Below are 18,487 nucleotides of genomic sequence, written 5' to 3'. Positions count from 1 at the left end.
CTCGCCACCTCCTAGCGCGGCGCGCCCGGCGGGATCAGCCGCCAGATCGCATAGGGGCGTTGGGCCGGGTCCAGCCAGAGGTGCTGGACCTTGCCGTGCCAGGTGAAGTGGCTGCCGGTGACCAGGTCCTCGACCTCGACGGTCGCCTCGTCGGGCAGGCCGAACTCCCAGAGCGGCACCTCGAAGGCCGCACCCTGGGCGCTGTGCGGGTCGAGGTTGACGGCGAATAGGAGGAAGCTCGAGAGGTCAGGCGTGCGCTTGCCGTAGTAGAGGATGTTGTCGTTCCAGGCGTTGTAGAATTCCACGTTGGCGAACTCCTGCAGCGCCGGGTGGCGGCGGCGCAGGTCGTTGAGCAGCCGCACGTCGTCCTTGATGTGGCCGGGCCGATCCCAGTCCCAGGCACGGATCTCGTACTTCTCGGAGTTGAGGTACTCCTCCTTGCCGGGCACGGCGGCGGCCTCGCACAGCTCGAAGCCGCTGTAGAGGCCGTAGTTGCCGGCCAGCGTCGCGGCCAGCGCCAGGCGGACGCGGAAGCCGGCGCGGCCGCTGTGCTGCAGGTAGTAGGGGTTGATGTCCGGCGTGTTGACGAAGAAGTTCGGCCGCATGTAGTGGCGGCACTCCTCCCGGGTCAGCTCGGTCAGGTAGTCGGCCAGCTCCTGCTTCTGGTTGCGCCAGGTGAAGTAGGAGTAGGACTGGCTGAAGCCGATCTTGGCGAGCCGCTTCATGACCTTGGGCCGGGTGAAGGCCTCGGCCAGGAAGATCGCCTCCGGGTGGCGTGCATGGACGTCGCCGATCAGCCACTCCCAGAAGGGAAAGGGTTTGGTGTGGGGGTTGTCGACCCGGAAGATCGTCACGCCCTGCTCGATCCAGAAGAGGACGACGTCGCGCAACGCCAGCCACAGGCCCGGGATGGCGTCGCGGTAGAAGTGGACGTTGACGATGTCCTCGTACTTCTTCGGCGGGTTCTCGGCGAACTTGATGGTGCCGTCCGGGCGCCAGTCGAACCACTCCGGATGCTGCTTGATCCAGGGGTGGTCCGGCGAGCACTGGATGGCGAAGTCGAGGGCGATCTCCAGCCCCTCGACGCGCGCCGCCGACACCAGGCGCCGGAAGTCCTCGAGCGTGCCGAGTTCAGAGTGGATCGCGTCGTGGCCGCCGTCCTGCGCGCCGATCGCGTAGGGGCTGCCGGGATCGTCGGGCTCGGGGACCAGGCTGTTGTTGCGGCCCTTGCGGTTGGTCTTGCCGATCGGGTGGATCGGCGGGAAGTAGAGCACGTCGAAGCCGAGCTCGCGCACGTAGGGCAGGCGGGCGATGACGTCATCGAAGGTGCCGTGGCGCGCGGCGTCGCCCGACTGCGAGCGCGGCATCAACTCGTACCAGGCGCTGAAGGCGGCGGCCGGGCGGTCGGCGAAGACCTGCAGCACTTTGTTGTAGTGCGACAGGTTGGTGCGCGGTCCGGCCCGGCGCAGCAGCGCCGCCGTGTCGTCGCTCATCAGCAGGGAGAAGCGGTCGCCCTCGACGGCGTCCGCCCGCAGCGCCTCGTCGAGCCGCGCCATGGCCTTGCGATCCTCGGCGGTGCCGCGCTCGGCCTGGGCCAGGGCGCTGGCGACCAAACGGCAGCCCTCTTCGATCTCCAGGCCGATCGGCACGCCCGCCCCGTACTTCTTCGAGACCTCGCCGCGCCAGCTCGCGAAGAGATCGCGCCAGGCGACGAGCGTGAAGTCGTAGAGGCGGTTCTCCGGCAGCTCGGCCGAGCCGTGCCAGCGGTCGTTGTCGAACAGCACCATCGGCGCCTCGGTCCAGGCGCTCTCCGTGGCGCCGGCGGGACGAACCAGCAGCGCCGCCTCGAGGACGTCGTGACCGTCGCCGAAGATGTCCGCCTCGACCCGGAAGCGGCCGCCGGCGACGCTCTTCGCCGGAAAGCGGCCCCCGTCGATCTCGGGTTCGACGCCCTCGATGGCGATGCGGTCGGCGGCGAGTTCGCGCAGGCGCGTGTCCTCTCGCGTGTCCTCTCGCGTGTCCTCTGCGGCGTGCAGTGGACCCGTGGTGGCGCGCTTCGGCGCCCGCGCCTTCTTCGGCGCGGTGGGCTTCTTTTCCTTGGCCGTCACGTGATCAATCCGCCTCCCCGTGCGGTTCCTGGTCGTCGGTTTCCAGCCTGCCCTACAGCGGCGGGAAGCCGGCTCAGCCTAACCCCGGCGACCGCCGATCGTTAAGCGTCCAGCCGGCTGGAGCACCGGCAAGGAGCCGCGGCGGCGGTCTGTGCGGGAGACCGGACGTCGGGACGTTGTGGTTCCTAACGCCAGAGCCGGGCCGGCGTTCCGCCCGCGCCGGCAGCGGGCGCGCCGTCAGGGATCGAGCGGGAAGCTGATCCGCCAGCGCAGGCCGCCTTCGGGGAAGTCGAGCTCGGCGGTCCCGGAGATCGCGTCGGGTACCAGCTTCTCGAGCATCAGCCGCCCGAAGCCGGCGGCGTCGGGCTCGACCACCGGCGGCCCGCCGACCTCGTGCCATACCAGGGTCACGCAAGGTCCGTCGGCGGCCACCTCGACGTTCCAGGCGACCTCCACCGATCCGCTCTCGACCGACAGGGCACCGAACTTCGTCGCGTTGGTCGAGAGCTCATGGATGGCGAGTGCCAGGTTCTGCGCCTGGTTGGCGCCCAGCTCGAGGTCGGGCCCCTCGATCCTCACCGCCTGGCGGGGGCCGTCGGGCAGGTAGGCCAGCTGGTCCTCGACCAGTTCCTGAAGTGAGGCCGCCGACCAGCCGCGGTTGACAAGTATGTCGTGCGCACTGGCGAGCGCGCTGAGGCGCGCCGAGAAGCGCTTGATGAAGTCCGTCGGGCTGTCGACGTTGCGTGCGGTCTGGCGCGCGATCGCCTGCACGATCATCAGAATGTTCTTGGTCCGGTGGGTGAGCTCGCGCAGCACGATGCGCAGCTGCGTCTCGACGGCCTTCTCGTCGGTGACGTCGATCGCGACGCAGGAGATGCCGGAGATCGTTCTGTCGGTCCCCTCGTGCAGCGGCTCGATGAACAGCTTGAACCAGCGATCCTTTCCGGCGCTCGGCAAGGGCACCTCGACCACGGTCGTCTCCCCGGTCTCGAGCACTGCCCGCTTGGCCGGCTCGATGGTCGCGAGGGTGACGTCCGGCAGGCCCAGCTCCCGCTCGGTGCGGCCGATGAACTGCCGGTCCGCCAGCTCCTGCGGCGGGTTGTACATCCAGGTGTAGGTCAGATTGCGATCCTGCTGGAAGACGGTGACGCCGGAGCCGCGCAGGGTCAGGTCGAAGCGCTCGCTGATCTCCTGCAGCTCGCGGGTGCGCGCCTCGAGCGCGCTGCTCAGCTCGGTCTCGGCCTTGCGCAGCTTTGCCGAAGTCTCCCTGTGCGCGGCAGCTTCCTTGCGCAGCCCCTCGTTCATGGCCTGCAGCTCGCCCGGCGAGAGCAGGGACAGGAAGCTCGGCACCAGCGACCAGAGCGTCATGGCCGTGTAGAGCGAGACGACCGCCGTCGCCGCCTTGATCAGGCCCTCGGCCCCGTAAGCGGGAATCCAAAGCGTCACCACGCCCGCCAGGTGGGTCAGGGCGCTGAGCAGGATGAAGAGCACGAAGAGGTAGCCGAGCCGGCGCTCGACCGGTCGCAATCCCTCGCGCTTCCTCACGAACGACAGGATCGCCAGGGGGATCGCGAAGTAGGCGACGGCGATGAGCGCGTCGGACACGGCGTGGAGGGCGACGAGGTCGGATCGCCAGAGCAGGCAATCGCCGTGGGGCATGAAGGAAGCCGCCCCGAAGAGGTACTGCAGCAAGCTATCCATCGGCGAATCCCGACTTGCATGGCGCCCGGCGTCCCCTAGCACCGGGCATCGCCCAACGGCAATCCAACTTGTCCGCTCCGGCGGAACCGCCGGAACCGCCGGAACCGCCGGATCCGGCTCCGGTACGCTCGGCCCGGCTCCGGCGCCCAGACGAGAATACCCCGGCTCTTGGGCGAGAGAGCCGGGGTTTCAGCAATCGGGATCCTCGTTGGTTCACCGCGTGGCGTCGAGCGCCTGCGCCTGGACCAGGTCGAACATCGCCCCCGACAGGCTGCTCACGATCGACCAGGATTCCGCGATCGCGTCGCGAAGGCCGTAGTCCTGCGGGCCGGCCGGTGCGACGCGCGCCGCCGGCACCGGCTCCGCCGCCTCGGCACTGGAGATCAGCCGGACGCGCGGCTTCGAGGGCTCCTCCGCGGCGGTCACGATCGGCTCCACCGCCGCGGGTGCCTTCGCGACGGTCGCCGGGCGCCGGCTCTGCCTGGCTTCGGCCAGGGCGCCGGAGAGGTCGCGCAGCAATGCCGGGCTCGCCCTGCCGCTCGGGGCCTGCTGCCGCTCCTGCTCGAAGGCGCGGATGGCGCTGCGCGTCTGCGGCCCGAGCTTGCCGTCGAGCGGGCCTGGATCGAAGCCGAGCTGAGTCAGCGACGCCTGGATCCGGCGAATCTCGGCCGAGCGCCGATCGGCGGCCTGCTGCGCGGTCTCCATGCGCTGGAGTTGAGGCTCCGAGGAGCGATAGGCCGAGCGGTGCTCCTGCATCACGGCCTGCTGGAACAGCGCGACCGGCTCGGCGACCCGGGGCGGGGCGGCCTCGCCGGCCTGCGCGGCGGAGACGCCCGCGACCAGGACGAGGCTCGCCGCCAGGGCGAGTGTGCGAGCCGGTAAGAGGCCCACGGGGATCGTGCCGAACGAGCGTGTCATCTGGTCCTCCTGGACTCTGGTCCGGGGCACAGGCGCTCTGTCATGCCATCGACCCCTCGATGGCTCTGCGCCGCCGCTCCACCGTCCTGCTTGCGCGAACCAACGCGGTTCCGCAGCGGGAAGTTCCCGCGGCGCCGGGTGCGTCGCCCGGACAGGTCAGGGCATGAAAGAACCCGGCCGGAGCAGGCTCCGGCCGGGTTCTTTCATGCTGAGGACGAGGGCTGCGGGGAGGGGCCCCGCCGGTCAGTCGGCGGTCAGTCGGCGGCCTTCTGGCGGAAGAACAGCGCCTGGCCGATCGCGGCCCGCACGGTGTCGTCCTGGTAGGGCTTGGTGATCAGGAAGGAGGGCTCGGGCCGCTCGCCGGTCAGCAGACGCTCCGGGAAGGCCGTGATGAAGATGACGGGCACGTCGAAGCTGGAGAGAATCTCGGTCACGGCATCGATGCCCGACGAGCCGTCGGCCAGCTGGATGTCCGCGAGGACCAGGCCCGGCCGCTCTCGCTGGGCCGTGCTGACCGCCTCGCTGCGCGTCCGCGCGACGGCGATGACGTCGTGGCGCAGCCCCTTCACGATCATCTCCAGGTCGGCCGAGATGATCGGCTCGTCCTCGATGATCAGGACGCGCGTGCGGGCCTGACGCTCGATCTCGCCGATGGCGTCGGCGATCAGGCCCTGAACCTCCTCCGCGGTGCTGTCCAGGATGGTCGCGGCTTCCTCGACGGAGAAGCCTTCCAGCGCGGTCAGCAGCAGCGCCTGGCGGCTGCGCGGGGTCAGTCGCTCCAACCGCCGCTGGGCACCGGACTCCCCGGGGCTTTCCGGCTCAGAGGGTTCGTAGTCGTCGTTGTGGGTGCTCGCCCAGATCCGATGGAAAACCTTGTAGAGCCCGGCCCGCGGCCCGAGCTCGCGCGGAAAGTCCTCCGGCTCGGCGAGCAGCGCCTCCAGGGTCGCCACGACGAAGGCGTCGCCGGCTTCCTGCTGCCCTCTGAGCGCGCGGGCGTAGCGCCTCAGAAAGGGGATCTGTGGAGCGATCATGGTCGAGAGCGACAAAGCGGAACTCCTTGTTGGAACGCCCGGCGCGGGTCCAGTCTCGCCGGTTCGGATAGCAGAAGGGCGACGCGATGACTAGGGCGTTGCTTGGTGGAACCTGCCCCATCTGGGAGCGTTCTGATTGCATAGTAGTTGATCCGCTCCAACTCGGGAACGAGGGAGACGAGATCGATAGAACAGCAGGACGGCGGCACGGATCGGCCGAAAACGGCCGATGAACTACAAGGAGTTGTGGCAAGCCGCCATGCGTGATTTTGGACCCGGTATCAAGACTCAGCGACGCGCGACACCGCCCCTCTCCGGGCGCAGCGGCTGGCCCCAGCCCGTGAGCGCCGAAATGCCGGCCGACATCCCTTGGATCGGTCGCCAGCTCGGCGAGTTGTTCGATGATGTCCTGCAGGAACCCCTGCCGGATCGCTTTGCCGAACTGCTGCGTTGCCTCGAGGCCCGGGAGCGCGACGGCGGGGACTGAAAACGCCGGCCGTCACCGCGCTTCCGGATTAGGTAAGTCGGCCGCGCCCGCTTCGAGGCCGTCGAGCACTCGGCGCAACAACTGGCCGTCGAGCGGCTTCGCCAGAAGCGGCCGATGCTTGTGCGCTGCCGGCAGTACGGCCTGGTCACCATAGCCGGTCGCAAAGACGAAGGGGATGCCGAGTTCGGCCAGGCGATCCGCCACGGCGAAGCTGGTCTCTTGCCCCAGATTGACGTCGAGCACCGCAAAGTCCGGCTTCTCGATGCCGATCCTGTCGTAGGCGGCGCTTACGCTGGGGACGCTCTCGGCCGTCGAAAAGCCCGTCTCGCGCAGCAGGTCCTCCGTCTCGATCGCGAGGATCATGTTGTCCTCGACGATCAGCGCGTGGCCGGCCGATCGCCGGTAGGGAGCCGGCGTCCCGCTCCAGGCCTCCTCCCTCGCCATCGGATCCTCGAGCGGGGCCGGGACGACATGCTGCGCAGGCACCATGAAGTTGGCTCGCAGGCCCTCGGGCCGGAACTCGATCTCGGCGCGGCCGTGCAGGTCGTAGGGGACGGACCGCTCGATGATGGTCGAGCCGAAGCCACGATGGTCGGGTAGCGTGACCGGTGGCCCGTGCGACTCGCTCCATTCGACGACCATGTCGCCCTCTTCGCCCTCCAGCCGCCAGGCGACCGCGACCGAGCCCTCGCCGTTCGACAGCGCGCCGTACTTTCCGGCATTGGTCATCAGCTCGTGGAAGACCAGGGCGAGCGTCGAGAAGGCCTGGGGCCGGATCAGCAGCTCCGGTCCCTGCAGCTGCACCCGCTCGGGCTGCCGCAGCAGGTAGGCCGCGACCTCGGCCTCGACCAGGCCGCGGAAGGAAGCGGGTCCCCAGTTATCGCGGGTGATCTGGTCGTGCGCGCGGGCAAGCGCCTGGATGCGGTCCCCAAGCACTTCGGCGAACTCGTCGACGTTGTCGAAGCCGGGCCGGCTCTGGCCCACGATCGCGCGCATCAGCGCCAGGATGTTGCGCACCCGGTGGTTCAGCTCTGCGATCAGCAGGTCCTGCTTCTGGCGCGCCTGCTCGCGGTCGCGCGAGACCACCTCGCCCAGACTGAGCATGACTTCCAGGATCGTGACCCGCAGCGCCTCGGCGAAGTGACGGTCGGCGGAGCTCCAGGGCTCCGACTGGCCGCGCACGACCTCCTGCCACAGCTCGAAGGATCTGCGTGGCGTCAGGCGCGGTCCGCTGGGACCGGGGGTGACGGCCTTGGCCGGGTCTCCGGCCCACGTGACCTCGCCGGCCACCTCGCGGCGGAACAGGACTAGGTAGTCCCTCGGCGCACGCGAGATCGGCACGGCGAGCAGGCCGGCGATCTCGGGCAGGAGGCTCTCTGCCTCGGGATAGACCTCCGAGAGCCGGTCGGTGGCGTAGAGCTCGCTTCCGGCTGTCCGCGTCAGGAAGTCGGCCAGGGCTTCGAACTGCTCCGGCGTCGGCGTCACGCCCTTCAGCGTCGCTTCGCCCTCGGCCCAGATGCCGACGCCGTGGCAGGCCAGCACCTGTTGCATCTCGTCGAGGTAGGCCGCGATGTTCTGCGCCGTCGTCGCCGCGGACGCCAGGCTGCCCATCAGCCGGAGGTGCAGCGAGCGGGCGCGCTCATCGTAGGCGACCTCCTCCTTGCGCTCGCCGGATTCGACCAGTAGCGAGAAGACCTGACCGAACAGCTCGGCCGCGGTGCGCGTCTCGAGCGGCAGGATCAGCGGCTCGCGATGGTGGCAGGCCAGCAGCCCCCAGAGCCGGCCGCCGACGATCACCGAGACCGACATGGAGCCACGCACGCCCATGTTCGACAGGTATTCGAGATGAATCGGCGAGACCGAGCGCAGCCCCGACATCGACAGGTCGAGCGGCGCGCCCTGGGCGTCGCGCGCCGGCACGACCGGGACCGGCTCGGCGGCGGCGTCGGCGATCAGGCGCAGCCAGTTGCGCAGGTAGAGCCGACGCGCCTGCTGGGGAATGTCGGCGGCCGGGAAGTGCTGGCCCAGGAAGGAGGGCATGCCGCCGCGCAGCGACTCGGCGACGACCTTGCCGGATCCGTTGTCGTCGAAGCGATAGACCATGACGCGGTCGTAGCCGGTCAGCGCCTGGAGCAGGCGCGCGGCGTCGCGGAGCAGCTGGTCGAGGCCGTTCGTCGCCTGGAGGCGGCCGATCATCGCGCGAACCGAGCCGCTCGCGGAAGCGAGACCGGTGTCGTGGGCGGGTTCGCCCTCGATCACGATCGTCCCGCCGGACAGATGCACCGACAGGTCCAGCGGCGGCCGCCCTGCCGCGATCCCGACGTTGAAGAGCGGCTCGACGGCGTTCGCGCCGCGCAGGTACTGCAGGCGATTGCGCAGGGCGTGAATCGCCTCGCCGCTCAGCACCTCGTTCGCCGGCCTGCCGAGCAGCTGCTCGGCAGGCCGGCCGAGCCAATCCTCGCAGTTCGCCGAGACGCGCTGAACGACCCAGTCCGGCGAGACGGCGAGCAGGAAGCCGAAGGGCTGGATCGCGCCCAGCAGGTGGATCGGCTCCCGGTCGCAGTTGGTCAGGTCGACCTGGAAGGTCTCCGGGACTTCCGCCTCCGTCTCCTGGCCGCGCTCCCCCTTGCCAGGCGGCGGCCGGTCCCTTCGAGTGCCGGTCAAGACGGGCGTCCAGGGCAGGCGTCGAGCGCCACCAGATAGGCCTCGAAGACCGCGCGGGCACCCGCCGACGCCTCCGACGACTCGGACTCCGAGGCGGGCCGGCGGTCGAGCAGCGCGAGGAAGCTGGTCCACAGCGCCTCGGATCCGCCATGGCCGAGGAAGCCGGTCGTGGCGCGCACCGCGGGATCGTCCGACCGAGCGACGACCCTCATCATGAGCCTCGCACCGTTGCGCGAGCCCTCCAGGGCATAGGCGAGGCCGAGTTGCCGGTGGCGGCCGCCGGCCTCGACGGCGACCGGCGCCGGCGCCGCGAGGCCCAGCCGCTCGAGGTCGGCGAGCAACGCGTGGCGCCGACGCCGTCTCGGCCAGTCCGGGAGGATCCCCTCGATGCCGCCGCGCTCAAGAGCCAGCTCCAAGGCCGGTACGACGCTGGCGCTGACCGAGAGGAAGCGCTCGTAGTCGCGGCGGCGGGCGAAGTCGAGGCGGGCGAAAGCCTCGTCGAGACGAGCGTGGACCTCCTCGATCTCCCGCCGCAGCCGGAAGCGCAGGTTCTGGCCCTCACCCTCCAGGGGGACCTGGGCATGCCGAGCCACCCTGCGCGGCGTCGGCAGCGCGACGTCGGGCGCCTGCGGCCGGGGCGCCTGCGGTAGGGGCGCCTCGGCAACTGCCTGCGGCGCCCTTTCCTGTGTGGAAAGCGCTTGCACAAGGGATTGGAAAAGGCGGGCCAAGGGACTTCTTCCGGTGGATGATCGGCTTTGGACTGGACGAACCGTCGGGCGCCGCGACCGATCCTGTCACCGCCTCGATCGATCTGCTGCCCCTCCACAGAATATAAGACACGGTGTCGGGGATAGGTTCCATGGTCCCCGGCGCGAGGTTCCGCGGGCGCAGGAGGCCGTCCTACGGATTGTAGAGCGCGCCGGAATCCCTTAGAACCTCCTCCATGGTCCCATGCGGCGAAACGGAAGAGCGAGCGGAATGACGCGCCTTGCGTCGGCCCTGCCCTGGCTGGCGATCCTGCTGATCGCCTTCGCCGCGCCCGCCCTCGCCGATGCGCCGGCGGCGGCGTCGGCCGCTGCTCACGCTCTGCACGGTCATGTCCTGCCCGCCGACACCGGCGAGGCCGCTGCCGCGCCGTCGGCCCGCCACGCGGACCGCAAAGGGCACCAGAGCGGCGAGCGCACGGCTCACGACGACGGCACCACGTCCTGCTGCACGGCCGGCTGCGGCACGGCGGCCCTTGCCGATGGCGCTCCGAGACTGGCCGGCCCCGTGCCGAGACGCCTGCGGACGCCCTGGATGAACCCGGTCGCCCTCGACCGCGCGACCAGCCCGCCGCACCGGCCGCCACGCATTCTGGCCTGAGCGTTCCGGACCGCCCGCGGCGGAGCTTCCGCACCGACCGGGCCCCGCGACCCCCCATGCGAAGCTTTCGTCGGCCGCCGAGCAGGCGCGCCCGAAGCTCCGCCAACGCTTCGGTTCCGCCGCCCCCGTGCCGAGATCCCGCGCCGGGATGCGGAACCCGCTAGAGGAAGATCCCATGACCCGCAGTTCCCTGGGTGCCGTTGCGGCAGCCCTGCTTGCCAGTCCCCTTCTCTTCGGCGCCGGCCAGGCGCTCGCCGCGGGCGAGCACGGCGGCGGCCACGGTCGCGCAGCGATCGGCGCGCCGGGCGAGGCGGCAGCCGCCGACCGGACCGTCGAGATCGCCATGTACGACAACTACTACGAGCCCGAGCGCCTCGAGGTCGCCGGCGGCCAGACCGTCCGCTTCCTGGTCCGCAACGAGGGCTCGCTGGTGCACGAGTTCAACATCGGGACCGCGGAGCAGCACGCCGCTCACCGCGACGAGATGATGATGATGGTCGAGCACGGCGTGCTGCTGGCTGACCGCATCGACCGGGAGCGCATGAAGATGGACATGGGCGGCGGCCGCACCATGGAGCACGACGATCCCAGCAGCCTGCTGCTCGAGCCAGGCGAGACGGCCGAGCTCGTCTGGACCTTCCCCGAGAGCGGCACCCTGGAGTTCGCCTGCAACGTGCCGGGCCACTACGAGGCCGGGATGGTCGGCGACCTGGGCATCCAGAAATGAGCGGCGCGAGCGGGAGAGGCGCCCTGGGCCGGCCGCGAAGGGTCGGCCGGGGGCTCTGCCTGGCGCCGCTGTTCGCGGCCGTCCTCGGCGTTCTGGCGCCGCTGCCGGCCGGTGCGGCCGAATACGACCTGGCCATCGAGCCGGTCACCGTCGAGCGCGACGGCGCGACCCGCACGGTGATTGGCTACAACGGCCAGTCGCCCGGGCCGACCCTGCGGTTCCGGGAGGGCGAGGAGGTCACGATCAGGGTGACCAACCGCCTGCAGGTGTCCAGCTCCATCCACTGGCACGGCATCATCCTGCCGAGCGGCATGGACGGCGTGCCCGGCCTGTCGTTCGACGGCATCGAGCCGGGGGAGACCTTCACCTACCGCTTCCCGGTCACCCAGAGCGGCACCTACTGGTTCCACAGCCACAGCGAGCAGCAGGAGCAGGACGGCGCCTACGGCTCGATCGTTATCGAGCCCGAGGGCCGCGAGCCTTTCCGCTACGACCGGGACTACGTCGTCCTGCTGTCCGACGAGCACGACCACGCCGGGGCGACGATCCTGAACAACCTCAAGACCATGCCCGACTACTACAACCGGCAGCAGCGGACCGTCGGCGACTTCTTCGCCGACGTTTCCGACAGGGGGCTGGGCGCCACCCTCGCCGAGCGCGCCGCCTGGGGCGAGATGCGCATGATGCCGACCGACATCACCGACGTTCAGGACTATCGCTACCTGATCAACGGGCGCGATCCCGGGCAGAACTGGACCGCGCTCTTCGATGCCGGCGAGCGGATCCGGCTGCGCTTCATCAATGCCTCGGCCATGACCTACTTCGACCTGCGCATCCCCGGCTTGCAGATGACCGTGGTGCAGGCCGACGGCAACAACGTGCAGCCGGTCCCGGTCGACGAACTCCGCATCGCGGTGTCGGAAACCTTCGACGTGATCGTGCGGCCGACCGAGGCCAGGGCCTACACGCTCTTCGCCGAGACGATGGCGCGCGACGGCTACGCCCGCGCCACCCTGGCCCCGCGGGAGGGGATGACGGCGGAGGTCCCGGAGTTGCGAGAGCCGCCCTTGCTGACCATGGCCGACATGAGGCTGGCGCACGGCGACATGGGCCATGGCGACATGGGCCACGGCGAGACGGGCGAGGCCGGCATGGGCGAGGCCGACACGGGCGAGGCCGACATGGGCGAGGCCGGCATGGACCATTCGACGATGACCGGCGAGGCGGCCGAGGGTGGCATGGCGGGCATGGATCATGCGCAGATGGGCCACGGGGCCGCGACCGGGGCGGCGGCCGATCCCTTCTATGCGCCAGGCAGCGGCCTGACGCCGAGCGCCGCCGGGGGCGGCCGCTTCCTGTCCTACGCGGATCTCAAGGCGCAGCGCCCGCTCTACGCGGAGCGGCCGGCGGGACGCGAGATCGAGATCCGGCTGACCGGCAACATGGAGCGCTACATCTGGTCGATCAACGGCATCAAGTACGAGGACGCCGAGCCGATCCGCCTGCAGTACGGCGAGCGGGTCCGCTTCAAGTTCGTCAACGAGACCATGATGACCCATCCGATGCACCTGCACGGCATGTGGTCGATCCTCGACGCCGGCAGCGGCAAGTGGAATCCGGTCAAGCACGTCGTCAGCGTCGCGCCCGGCACCACGGTCTACACCGAGACCGAGGTCGACGCGCCCGGCCGCTGGGCCTTCCACTGCCACCTGCTCTACCACATGGCCTCGGGCATGTTCCGCGAGGTCCGGGTCGAGGGTGGCCCCCAGTCGGCGGCACTGCCGACCTCTCCGGCCAGGGGGGAATGACGATGCGGCAGCCGACCGACCGGATCACGCCGCTGCTGGCGGTCGCGATCCTTGCCTGTGCGGCTCTTCCGGGCGCTGCCCGGGCGGCGGAGAAGAGCCCGCTGGTCGTCAGCGCGGTGGCCTTCGAGCGCATGGAATATCGCCTGGGCGACGAGGGCGACCTGCTGGCCTGGGAGGGCGAGGCCTTCGTCGGCACCGACGAGTGGAAGCTGCGCCTGGAGAGCGAGGGAGAGTGGTCGCTCGACGGCCACGGCTTCGAGACGCTGGAAAGCCAGGTGCTGATCCAGCGTCCCCTCGACGAGTTCTTCGACCTCAAGGCGGGCCTGCGCTACGACGCGCCGAGCGGCCCGAACCGGCTCTACGGCGTCCTCGGGCTGAGCGGCCTCGCGCGGCAGTGGGTCGAGGTCGAGGCCGCGCTCTTCTTCTCCGAGGAAGGCGGCGCGCCCTCGGCCCGGCTCGAGCTCGAGTACGAGTTGCTGCTGACCAACCGGATCATCCTGACGCCCGCCGTGGAGGTCGACTTCGCCTTTGCCGACGACGAGGAGATCGGCGTCGGTGCCGGCCTGTCGACCAGCGAGCTCGGGCTGCGCCTCAGCTACGACCTGCTCTACCGGGACGTGGCGCCGTACCTCGGCCTGCACTGGGAGAAGGCCTATGGAAAGACCGCCGAGTTCGGGCGCGAGGAGGGCGAGGGCACCGACGAGTTGTTCGCCGTGATCGGTGTCCGGTTGAGATTCTGAGCGGCCTGGCCGGAAGGGCGGTCGCCGAAGGCCTTGACCTTCCAGCGACTGGAAGGACCACGGTAGGGGTCCGCCGCCCTTCCGGCCGGCCCTGGGAGCCTTGGATATGACGGAACAGGACGCGAAGACGACGACCGACCCGGTCTGCGGCATGACCGTCGACCCGGCACGCTCGCCGCACAGCCACCAGCACGAGGGCACGCGCTACCATTTCTGCTCGGCCGGCTGCCTGGCGAAGTTCGAGGCCGATCCGTCCCGCTACCTCGGCGAGGCGCCGGTGCCCGACGAGCCGGCGCCGCCCGGCACGCTCTACACCTGTCCGATGCATCCTGAGATCGTCCAGGAGGGCCCCGGGACCTGCCCGAAGTGCGGCATGGCCCTGGAGCCGATGGGCGTTCCGGCTGGCGACGAGGGGCCCAACCCCGAGCTGGCCGACATGACCCGGCGCTTCTGGGTCAGCCTGGTCCTGTCGCTGCCGCTGCTGGCCCTGGAGATGGGCCAGCATGTCTTCGGCCTGCCGGTCGACACCCTGGTCCCGCATGCGGCCAGCCCCTGGATCCAGCTCGTCCTGGCGACGCCGGTGCTGTTCTGGGGCGGCTGGCCGTTCTTCGAGCGGGGCTGGAACTCGGTGGTCACCGGCCACCTCAACATGTTCACCCTGATCGCGCTCGGCACCGGCGCCGCCTATCTCTACAGCCTGGTGGGGACCTTGCTGCCGGGCCTGTTCCCGGCGTCCCTGCAGACGGCCGCCGGCACCGTGCCGGTCTACTACGAGAGCGCGGCGGTGATCGTCACCCTGGTGCTGCTCGGCCAGGTCCTCGAGTTGCGGGCGCGCGAGCGTACCTCGGGCGCGATCCGGGCGCTGCTCGACCTCGCGCCCAAGACCGCGCGGCGGATCGGCGCGGCGGGCGAGGAGGAAGAGGTGCCGGTCGAGGAGGTGCGGCCGGGCGACCGGCTGCGGGTCCGCCCCGGCGACAAGGTGCCGCTCGACGGCGTCCTGGTCGAGGGCCGCAGCAACCTCGACGAATCGATGCTGACCGGCGAGCCGCTGCCGGTCGAGAAGGCCGCCAGCGACCGCGTCACCGGCGGCACGCTGAACGGCTCGGGCAGCTTCGTCTTCGAGGTCGACCGGGTCGGCGGCGAGACGCTGCTGGCCCAGGTCGTCCAGATGGTCGCCGAGGCGCAGCGGTCGCGCGCGCCGATCCAGAAGCTGGTCGACCGGGTCTCCGCCGTCTTCGTGCCGGCGGTGATCGTCTCGGCGGTGCTGGCCTTCGCGGCCTGGTCGATCTTCGGCCCGGCACCGGCCCTGGCCTATGCCCTGGTCGCTGCGGTCAGCGTGCTGATCATCGCCTGTCCCTGCGCCCTCGGCCTGGCGACGCCGATGTCGATCATGGTCGCGACCGGTCGCGGCGCCGGTCTCGGCGTCCTGGTCAAGAACGCCGAGGTCCTGGAGCGCTTCGCCAAGGTCGGCACCCTCGTCGTCGACAAGACCGGCACCCTGACCGAGGGGCGGCCGCGGCTGACCCGCATCGTCGCCGCCGGCGGGCGCGGCGAGGCGGAGGTGCTGCGCCTGGCGGCCAGCCTGGAGACGGGCAGCGAGCACCCGCTCGCCGCCGCGATTGTCGCCGCCGCCAAGGAGCGCGACATCGCGCCGGCCAGGACGGAGGCCTTCGACAGCGTCACCGGCAAGGGCGTGCGCGGGCAGGTCGAGGGGCAGGCCCTGGCCCTGGGCACGGCCAGCCTGATGCAGGATCTGGGGGTCGAGTCGCAGCCGCTGGAGGAGCAGGCCGACGCCCTGCGCCGCGAGGGCGCCACGGTGATGTTCCTGGCGGTCGAGGGCGCGCTGGCGGGACTGCTGGCGGTCGCCGACCCGATCAAGGAGACGACCCCCGAGGCCATCGAGGCGCTGCACCGCGCCGGCCTGACCATCGTCATGGCGACCGGCGACAACCGCGTCACCGCCCAGGCCGTGGCGGGCCAGCTCGGCATCGACCGGGTCGAGGCCGAGGTCATGCCGGAGGACAAGGCCCGGCTGGTCAAGGAGCTGCAGGCGCAGGGACAGGGCGTGGCCATGGCCGGCGACGGCATCAACGACGCCCCCGCCCTGGCCCAGGCCGACGTCGGCATCGCCATGGGCGCCGGCGCCGACGTCGCGGTCGAGAGCGCCGGCATGACGCTGATCAAGGGCGACCTGCGCGCCGTCCTGCGGGCGCGCAACCTCTCCGCCGCGACCATGCGCAACATCCGCCAGAACCTGTTTCTCGCCTTCGTCTACAACGCGCTCGGCGTGCCGATCGCGGCGGGCGTGCTCTACCCCTTCTTCGGCATCCTGCTCAGCCCGATGATCGCGGCGGCGGCCATGAGCCTCAGCTCGGTCTCGGTGATCGGCAACGCGCTGCGGTTGCGCCGGGAGAAGCTCGATGGCTGATCGCGGCGGGCCCGCGCGGGGGCGCTTCCGCCTGCTTATCGCCGCCGGAGTCCTGGTCCTGGTGGCGCTCGCCGTGCCCTTCGCGGTCGGGCCCTGGCGCGGCGAGCCGCCGGCTGCGGGGCTGCGGCCGGACGCGGCGGCCTTCGTCGCCGAGGGGGCGGCGCTCTACGCGGAGCACTGCGCCTCCTGTCACGGCGCCGACCTGGGAGGACAGGCCAATTGGCGCGAGCGCAACGCCGAGGGCCGCCTGCCGGCGCCGCCGCACGACGCCAGCGGCCATACCTGGCACCACAGCGGCGAGCAGCTCTTCGCGCTGACCAAGTATGGGCCGGCGGCGCTGGTCGGCCAGGGCTACGAGAGCGACATGCCGGCCTACGAGGGCATACTGGACGACCGCGAGATCTGGGCCGTGCTGTCCTACATCAAGAGCCGCTGGCCAACGGAGATCCGCGCCCGCCACGACGGCATCGACGAGGCGGCGCGGTAGCCCGGGAGGAGCTCCGACCCGCGCCCATTCCGGCCAACAGGCGGACGTCAGCCCGCCGCGTAGGTGCGTTGGGTCAGCGGCGTGGCGGCGATGCGCTTGCGCAGCAGTTCGAGCAGGCCGGCCTCGGCGCGGTTCAGCTTGGCGGCGGGATTCCAGACCAGGAAGATGTCGATCTGCGGGGGCTCCTCGTAGGGCGGCAGGCGCCACAGCCGGCCGGCGGCGACGTCGTCCTGGGCGACATGGAGGGGCAGGGGCCCGATGCCCAGCCCGGCGACGATCATGCGCCGGACCTCCTCGAGGCTGGAGGAGATCCCGACGATGGCGCTGTCGAGGCCGGCGCGGGCGCGCAGCAGCGCCACCGGCCGCAGGGCGTCGGCGGGCTGGTCGGTCTGGAAGGAGACCGAGGTCTCGCCGCGCAGGTCCTCGAGGGTCAGGCCGCCGCGCCGGAACAGCCGGTGCTTGGGCCCGCAGAAGAAGCCGAAGAACTCGCGGTAGATCTGCTCGTACTCGAGCCGGGGGTCGCGCTCGCGTACCAGGCAGAGCCCGAAGGAGGCCTGCTTCTGCAGCACGGCCTTGACGACCTGCTCGCTGGTCGTGACGCCGAGCGTGAAGGTCGCGCGCGGGTGGGCGGCGTGGAACTCGGCGAGCGCGCCGTCGAGCAGCGGCGAGATGACATGGCTGGTCAGCGCGATGGCGACGCGCCCGGTGATCTCTTCCTGGACCTCGCGCAGCAGGATCGGCAGGCGCGAGACCGTGCCGAAGACCTCGACGCACTCCTCGTAGAGCAGCCGGCCGACGGCGGTGACCTGAAAGGCGTTGGGCTTGCGCTCGATCAGGCGGCGCTGCAGCCGCTCTTCCATGCGCCGCAGTGCGTTGCTGACCGTCGGCTGCTTCAGGCCGAGGCGGTCGGCCGCGCGCGTGATGCCCTGCTCCTCGACGATCACCATGAAAGTGCGCAGCAGGTTCCAGTCGAGGTCCCAGGCGAGGCGGTCCTGGCGGGTGTCCGGCATTCCACAGGCCAATGATCGATATTGAGATTATCTATTTGCAGAATGACTGCGGGAAAGCAAAGGATTTGCCGCGGGGAGACCGGCGGCGACAGGCCGCGGGCCGCCGCATCCGCCGCCGGTGAGTCTCGGGCGGCCGAACAGGGAGAGCAGACCATGAAGACGCTACTTTCCGGCCTGGCCGCGGCCGGCCTGATCGCAGGCCTGGCCTTCGCGGCGCCGCAGGCGCAGGCCGAGGACCTGGCGAAGATCAAAGAGGCGGGCGAGCTGCGCATCGCCATGAGCGGGGCTTACCCGCCGTTCAACTTCGTCAACGACCGCAACGAGGTCGTCGGCTTCGATGCCTCGATCGGCCGCGCCATCGCCGAGCGCATGGAGCTGGAGCCGGTGATCGTGACGACCGCCTGGGACGGCATCATCGCCGGCCTGCTGGCCAACAAGTACGACACCATCGTCGGCTCCATGACGATCACCGACAAGCGCCTCGAGGTCGTCGACTTCGTCGGCCCGTACTACAGGGCCGGCCGCGGCGTCTTCGTGAAGGCCGACTCCGACGTCCAGAGCATGGACGACCTGGATGGCCAGACGATCGGCGTGACCCTCGGCGAGACCCACGAGAAGTGGGCCCGCGAGAATGCCGGCGCGCACGGCGACTGGGGCATCCGCACCTACAAGGGCCTGCCCGAGCTGATGCTCGAGCTCAACTCGGGCCGCGTCGACGCCATCGTCGTCGACAACATCCCGGTGCGCGTCGCCGTCAAGGAAAGCGGCGCCCAGGTGCGCCAGCTCGAGACGCCGGACATCGAGGGCGGCGCGGTCGAGATCGGCATCGCCATCCGCAAGGGCAATCCGGAGCTCAAGGCCGCCATGCAGAAGGCCCTCGACGAGATGATGGCCGACGGCACCTACGAGCAGATCTCCATGGAGTGGGTCGGCGCGGACATCCGCTAAACGCCACGGCAAGGGCCCCCTCACCCTCCCGCTTCACGGGTCCCTCCCTCTCCCCTGAGGGGAGA

Annotated in this window: 15 protein-coding genes; 8 read left to right on the top strand and 7 right to left on the bottom strand. The window is 70.6% G+C overall.

Going from position 1 to position 18,487, the window contains the following annotated elements:
- Positions 1–11: 11 nt before the first annotated feature.
- The 4 genes from WD341_RS04240 to WD341_RS04225 all read right to left on the bottom strand — a co-directional run bounded on the left by WD341_RS04240 (position 12) and on the right by WD341_RS04225 (position 5,758).
- Positions 12–2,108, bottom strand: a complete 2,097-nt coding sequence (locus WD341_RS04240) for an alpha-1,4-glucan--maltose-1-phosphate maltosyltransferase (protein WP_368424180.1) — start codon at positions 2,106–2,108, stop codon at positions 12–14.
- Positions 2,109–2,345: 237 nt separating this feature from the next.
- A complete protein-coding gene (locus tag WD341_RS04235) occupies positions 2,346–3,809 on the bottom strand; it encodes an HWE histidine kinase domain-containing protein (protein WP_368424179.1) in 1,464 nt (487 codons plus the stop codon).
- Between the two features lie 213 nt (positions 3,810–4,022).
- Entirely contained in the window at positions 4,023–4,727 is a 705-nt protein-coding gene (locus WD341_RS04230) for a peptidoglycan-binding protein (protein ID WP_368424178.1), read from the bottom strand.
- Between the two features lie 254 nt (positions 4,728–4,981).
- On the bottom strand, positions 4,982–5,758 hold the full coding sequence (locus WD341_RS04225; RefSeq protein ID WP_368424177.1) for a response regulator: 777 nt from the start codon (positions 5,756–5,758) through the stop codon (positions 4,982–4,984).
- 229 nt (positions 5,759–5,987) lie between these two features.
- On the opposite strand from WD341_RS04225, the gene WD341_RS04220 reads away from it, so the two are divergent.
- Complete coding sequence (locus WD341_RS04220; protein ID WP_368424176.1) at positions 5,988–6,245, top strand: NepR family anti-sigma factor; 258 nt, start codon at positions 5,988–5,990, stop codon at positions 6,243–6,245.
- Between the two features lie 12 nt (positions 6,246–6,257).
- Here the strand turns inward: WD341_RS04220 and WD341_RS04215 are convergent, their stop codons facing one another.
- Both WD341_RS04215 and WD341_RS04210 read right to left on the bottom strand, forming a co-directional pair.
- On the bottom strand, positions 6,258–8,909 hold the full coding sequence (locus WD341_RS04215; protein WP_368424175.1) for an HWE histidine kinase domain-containing protein: 2,652 nt from the start codon (positions 8,907–8,909) through the stop codon (positions 6,258–6,260).
- Positions 8,906–9,502: a biliverdin-producing heme oxygenase gene (locus WD341_RS04210; RefSeq protein WP_368424174.1), complete on the bottom strand. Its 597-nt coding sequence runs from the start codon at positions 9,500–9,502 to the stop codon at positions 8,906–8,908. Before WD341_RS04210 ends, WD341_RS04215 begins: the two co-directional genes overlap by 4 nt.
- A 385-nt stretch (positions 9,503–9,887) precedes the next feature.
- On the opposite strand from WD341_RS04210, the gene WD341_RS04205 reads away from it, so the two are divergent.
- The 6 genes from WD341_RS04205 to WD341_RS04180 all read left to right on the top strand — a co-directional run bounded on the left by WD341_RS04205 (position 9,888) and on the right by WD341_RS04180 (position 16,464).
- Positions 9,888–10,274 (top strand): hypothetical protein, encoded by a 387-nt coding sequence (locus WD341_RS04205; protein ID WP_368424173.1) that lies wholly within the window; start codon positions 9,888–9,890, stop codon positions 10,272–10,274.
- A 175-nt stretch (positions 10,275–10,449) separates the two neighbouring features.
- The gene (locus tag WD341_RS04200) at positions 10,450–11,001 is read left to right on the top strand and encodes a cupredoxin domain-containing protein (RefSeq protein ID WP_368424172.1); all 552 of its coding nucleotides are present in this window, start codon (positions 10,450–10,452) and stop codon (positions 10,999–11,001) included.
- The gene (locus tag WD341_RS04195) at positions 10,998–12,809 is read left to right on the top strand and encodes a copper resistance system multicopper oxidase (protein WP_368424171.1); all 1,812 of its coding nucleotides are present in this window, start codon (positions 10,998–11,000) and stop codon (positions 12,807–12,809) included. The genes WD341_RS04200 and WD341_RS04195 overlap by 4 nt, the downstream gene beginning before the upstream one ends.
- A gap of 2 nt (positions 12,810–12,811) precedes the next feature.
- Positions 12,812–13,549: a copper resistance protein B gene (locus WD341_RS04190; protein WP_368424170.1), complete on the top strand. Its 738-nt coding sequence runs from the start codon at positions 12,812–12,814 to the stop codon at positions 13,547–13,549.
- Positions 13,550–13,655: 106 nt separating this feature from the next.
- The gene (locus WD341_RS04185) at positions 13,656–15,977 is read left to right on the top strand and encodes a heavy metal translocating P-type ATPase (RefSeq protein ID WP_368424169.1); all 2,322 of its coding nucleotides are present in this window, start codon (positions 13,656–13,658) and stop codon (positions 15,975–15,977) included.
- Positions 15,970–16,464, top strand: a complete 495-nt coding sequence (locus tag WD341_RS04180) for a cytochrome c (protein WP_368424168.1) — start codon at positions 15,970–15,972, stop codon at positions 16,462–16,464. Before WD341_RS04185 ends, WD341_RS04180 begins: the two co-directional genes overlap by 8 nt.
- A gap of 47 nt (positions 16,465–16,511) precedes the next feature.
- Here WD341_RS04180 and WD341_RS04175 read toward each other — a convergent pair whose 3' ends face one another.
- Entirely contained in the window at positions 16,512–17,474 is a 963-nt protein-coding gene (locus WD341_RS04175; protein WP_368424167.1) for a LysR family transcriptional regulator, read from the bottom strand.
- Between the two features lie 153 nt (positions 17,475–17,627).
- On the opposite strand from WD341_RS04175, the gene WD341_RS04170 reads away from it, so the two are divergent.
- Positions 17,628–18,422 carry an ABC transporter substrate-binding protein gene (locus WD341_RS04170; protein WP_368424166.1) on the top strand — a complete coding sequence of 265 codons (795 nt, stop codon included), beginning with the start codon at positions 17,628–17,630 and terminating at the stop codon, positions 18,420–18,422.
- Positions 18,423–18,487: the final 65 nt, after the last annotated feature.

It is taken from the genome of Tistlia sp. (assembly GCF_040905785.1).
In the GTDB taxonomy this organism is placed as follows: domain Bacteria; phylum Pseudomonadota; class Alphaproteobacteria; order Kiloniellales; family DSM-21159; genus Tistlia.
The sequence above is the reverse complement of the archived record's forward strand: the minus strand, read 5'-3'. Positions and strand labels throughout refer to the sequence as shown.

Bases quoted from the DNA above. Each gene is read 5' to 3' on its own strand.
- WD341_RS04175 (WP_368424167.1), bottom strand. From the start codon at position 17,474: ATGCCGGACACCCGCCAGGACCGCCTCGCCTGGGACCTCGACTGGAAC.
- WD341_RS04205 (WP_368424173.1), top strand. From the start codon at position 9,888: ATGACGCGCCTTGCGTCGGCCCTGCCCTGGCTGGCGATCCTGCTGATC.
- WD341_RS04225 (WP_368424177.1), bottom strand. From the start codon at position 5,758: ATGATCGCTCCACAGATCCCCTTTCTGAGGCGCTACGCCCGCGCGCTC.
- WD341_RS04195 (WP_368424171.1), top strand. From the start codon at position 10,998: ATGAGCGGCGCGAGCGGGAGAGGCGCCCTGGGCCGGCCGCGAAGGGTC.
- WD341_RS04180 (WP_368424168.1), top strand. From the start codon at position 15,970: ATGGCTGATCGCGGCGGGCCCGCGCGGGGGCGCTTCCGCCTGCTTATC.
- WD341_RS04220 (WP_368424176.1), top strand. From the start codon at position 5,988: ATGAACTACAAGGAGTTGTGGCAAGCCGCCATGCGTGATTTTGGACCC.
- WD341_RS04185 (WP_368424169.1), top strand. From the start codon at position 13,656: ATGACGGAACAGGACGCGAAGACGACGACCGACCCGGTCTGCGGCATG.
- WD341_RS04190 (WP_368424170.1), top strand. From the start codon at position 12,812: ATGCGGCAGCCGACCGACCGGATCACGCCGCTGCTGGCGGTCGCGATC.
- WD341_RS04235 (WP_368424179.1), bottom strand. From the start codon at position 3,809: ATGGATAGCTTGCTGCAGTACCTCTTCGGGGCGGCTTCCTTCATGCCC.
- WD341_RS04230 (WP_368424178.1), bottom strand. From the start codon at position 4,727: ATGACACGCTCGTTCGGCACGATCCCCGTGGGCCTCTTACCGGCTCGC.
- WD341_RS04200 (WP_368424172.1), top strand. From the start codon at position 10,450: ATGACCCGCAGTTCCCTGGGTGCCGTTGCGGCAGCCCTGCTTGCCAGT.
- WD341_RS04170 (WP_368424166.1), top strand. From the start codon at position 17,628: ATGAAGACGCTACTTTCCGGCCTGGCCGCGGCCGGCCTGATCGCAGGC.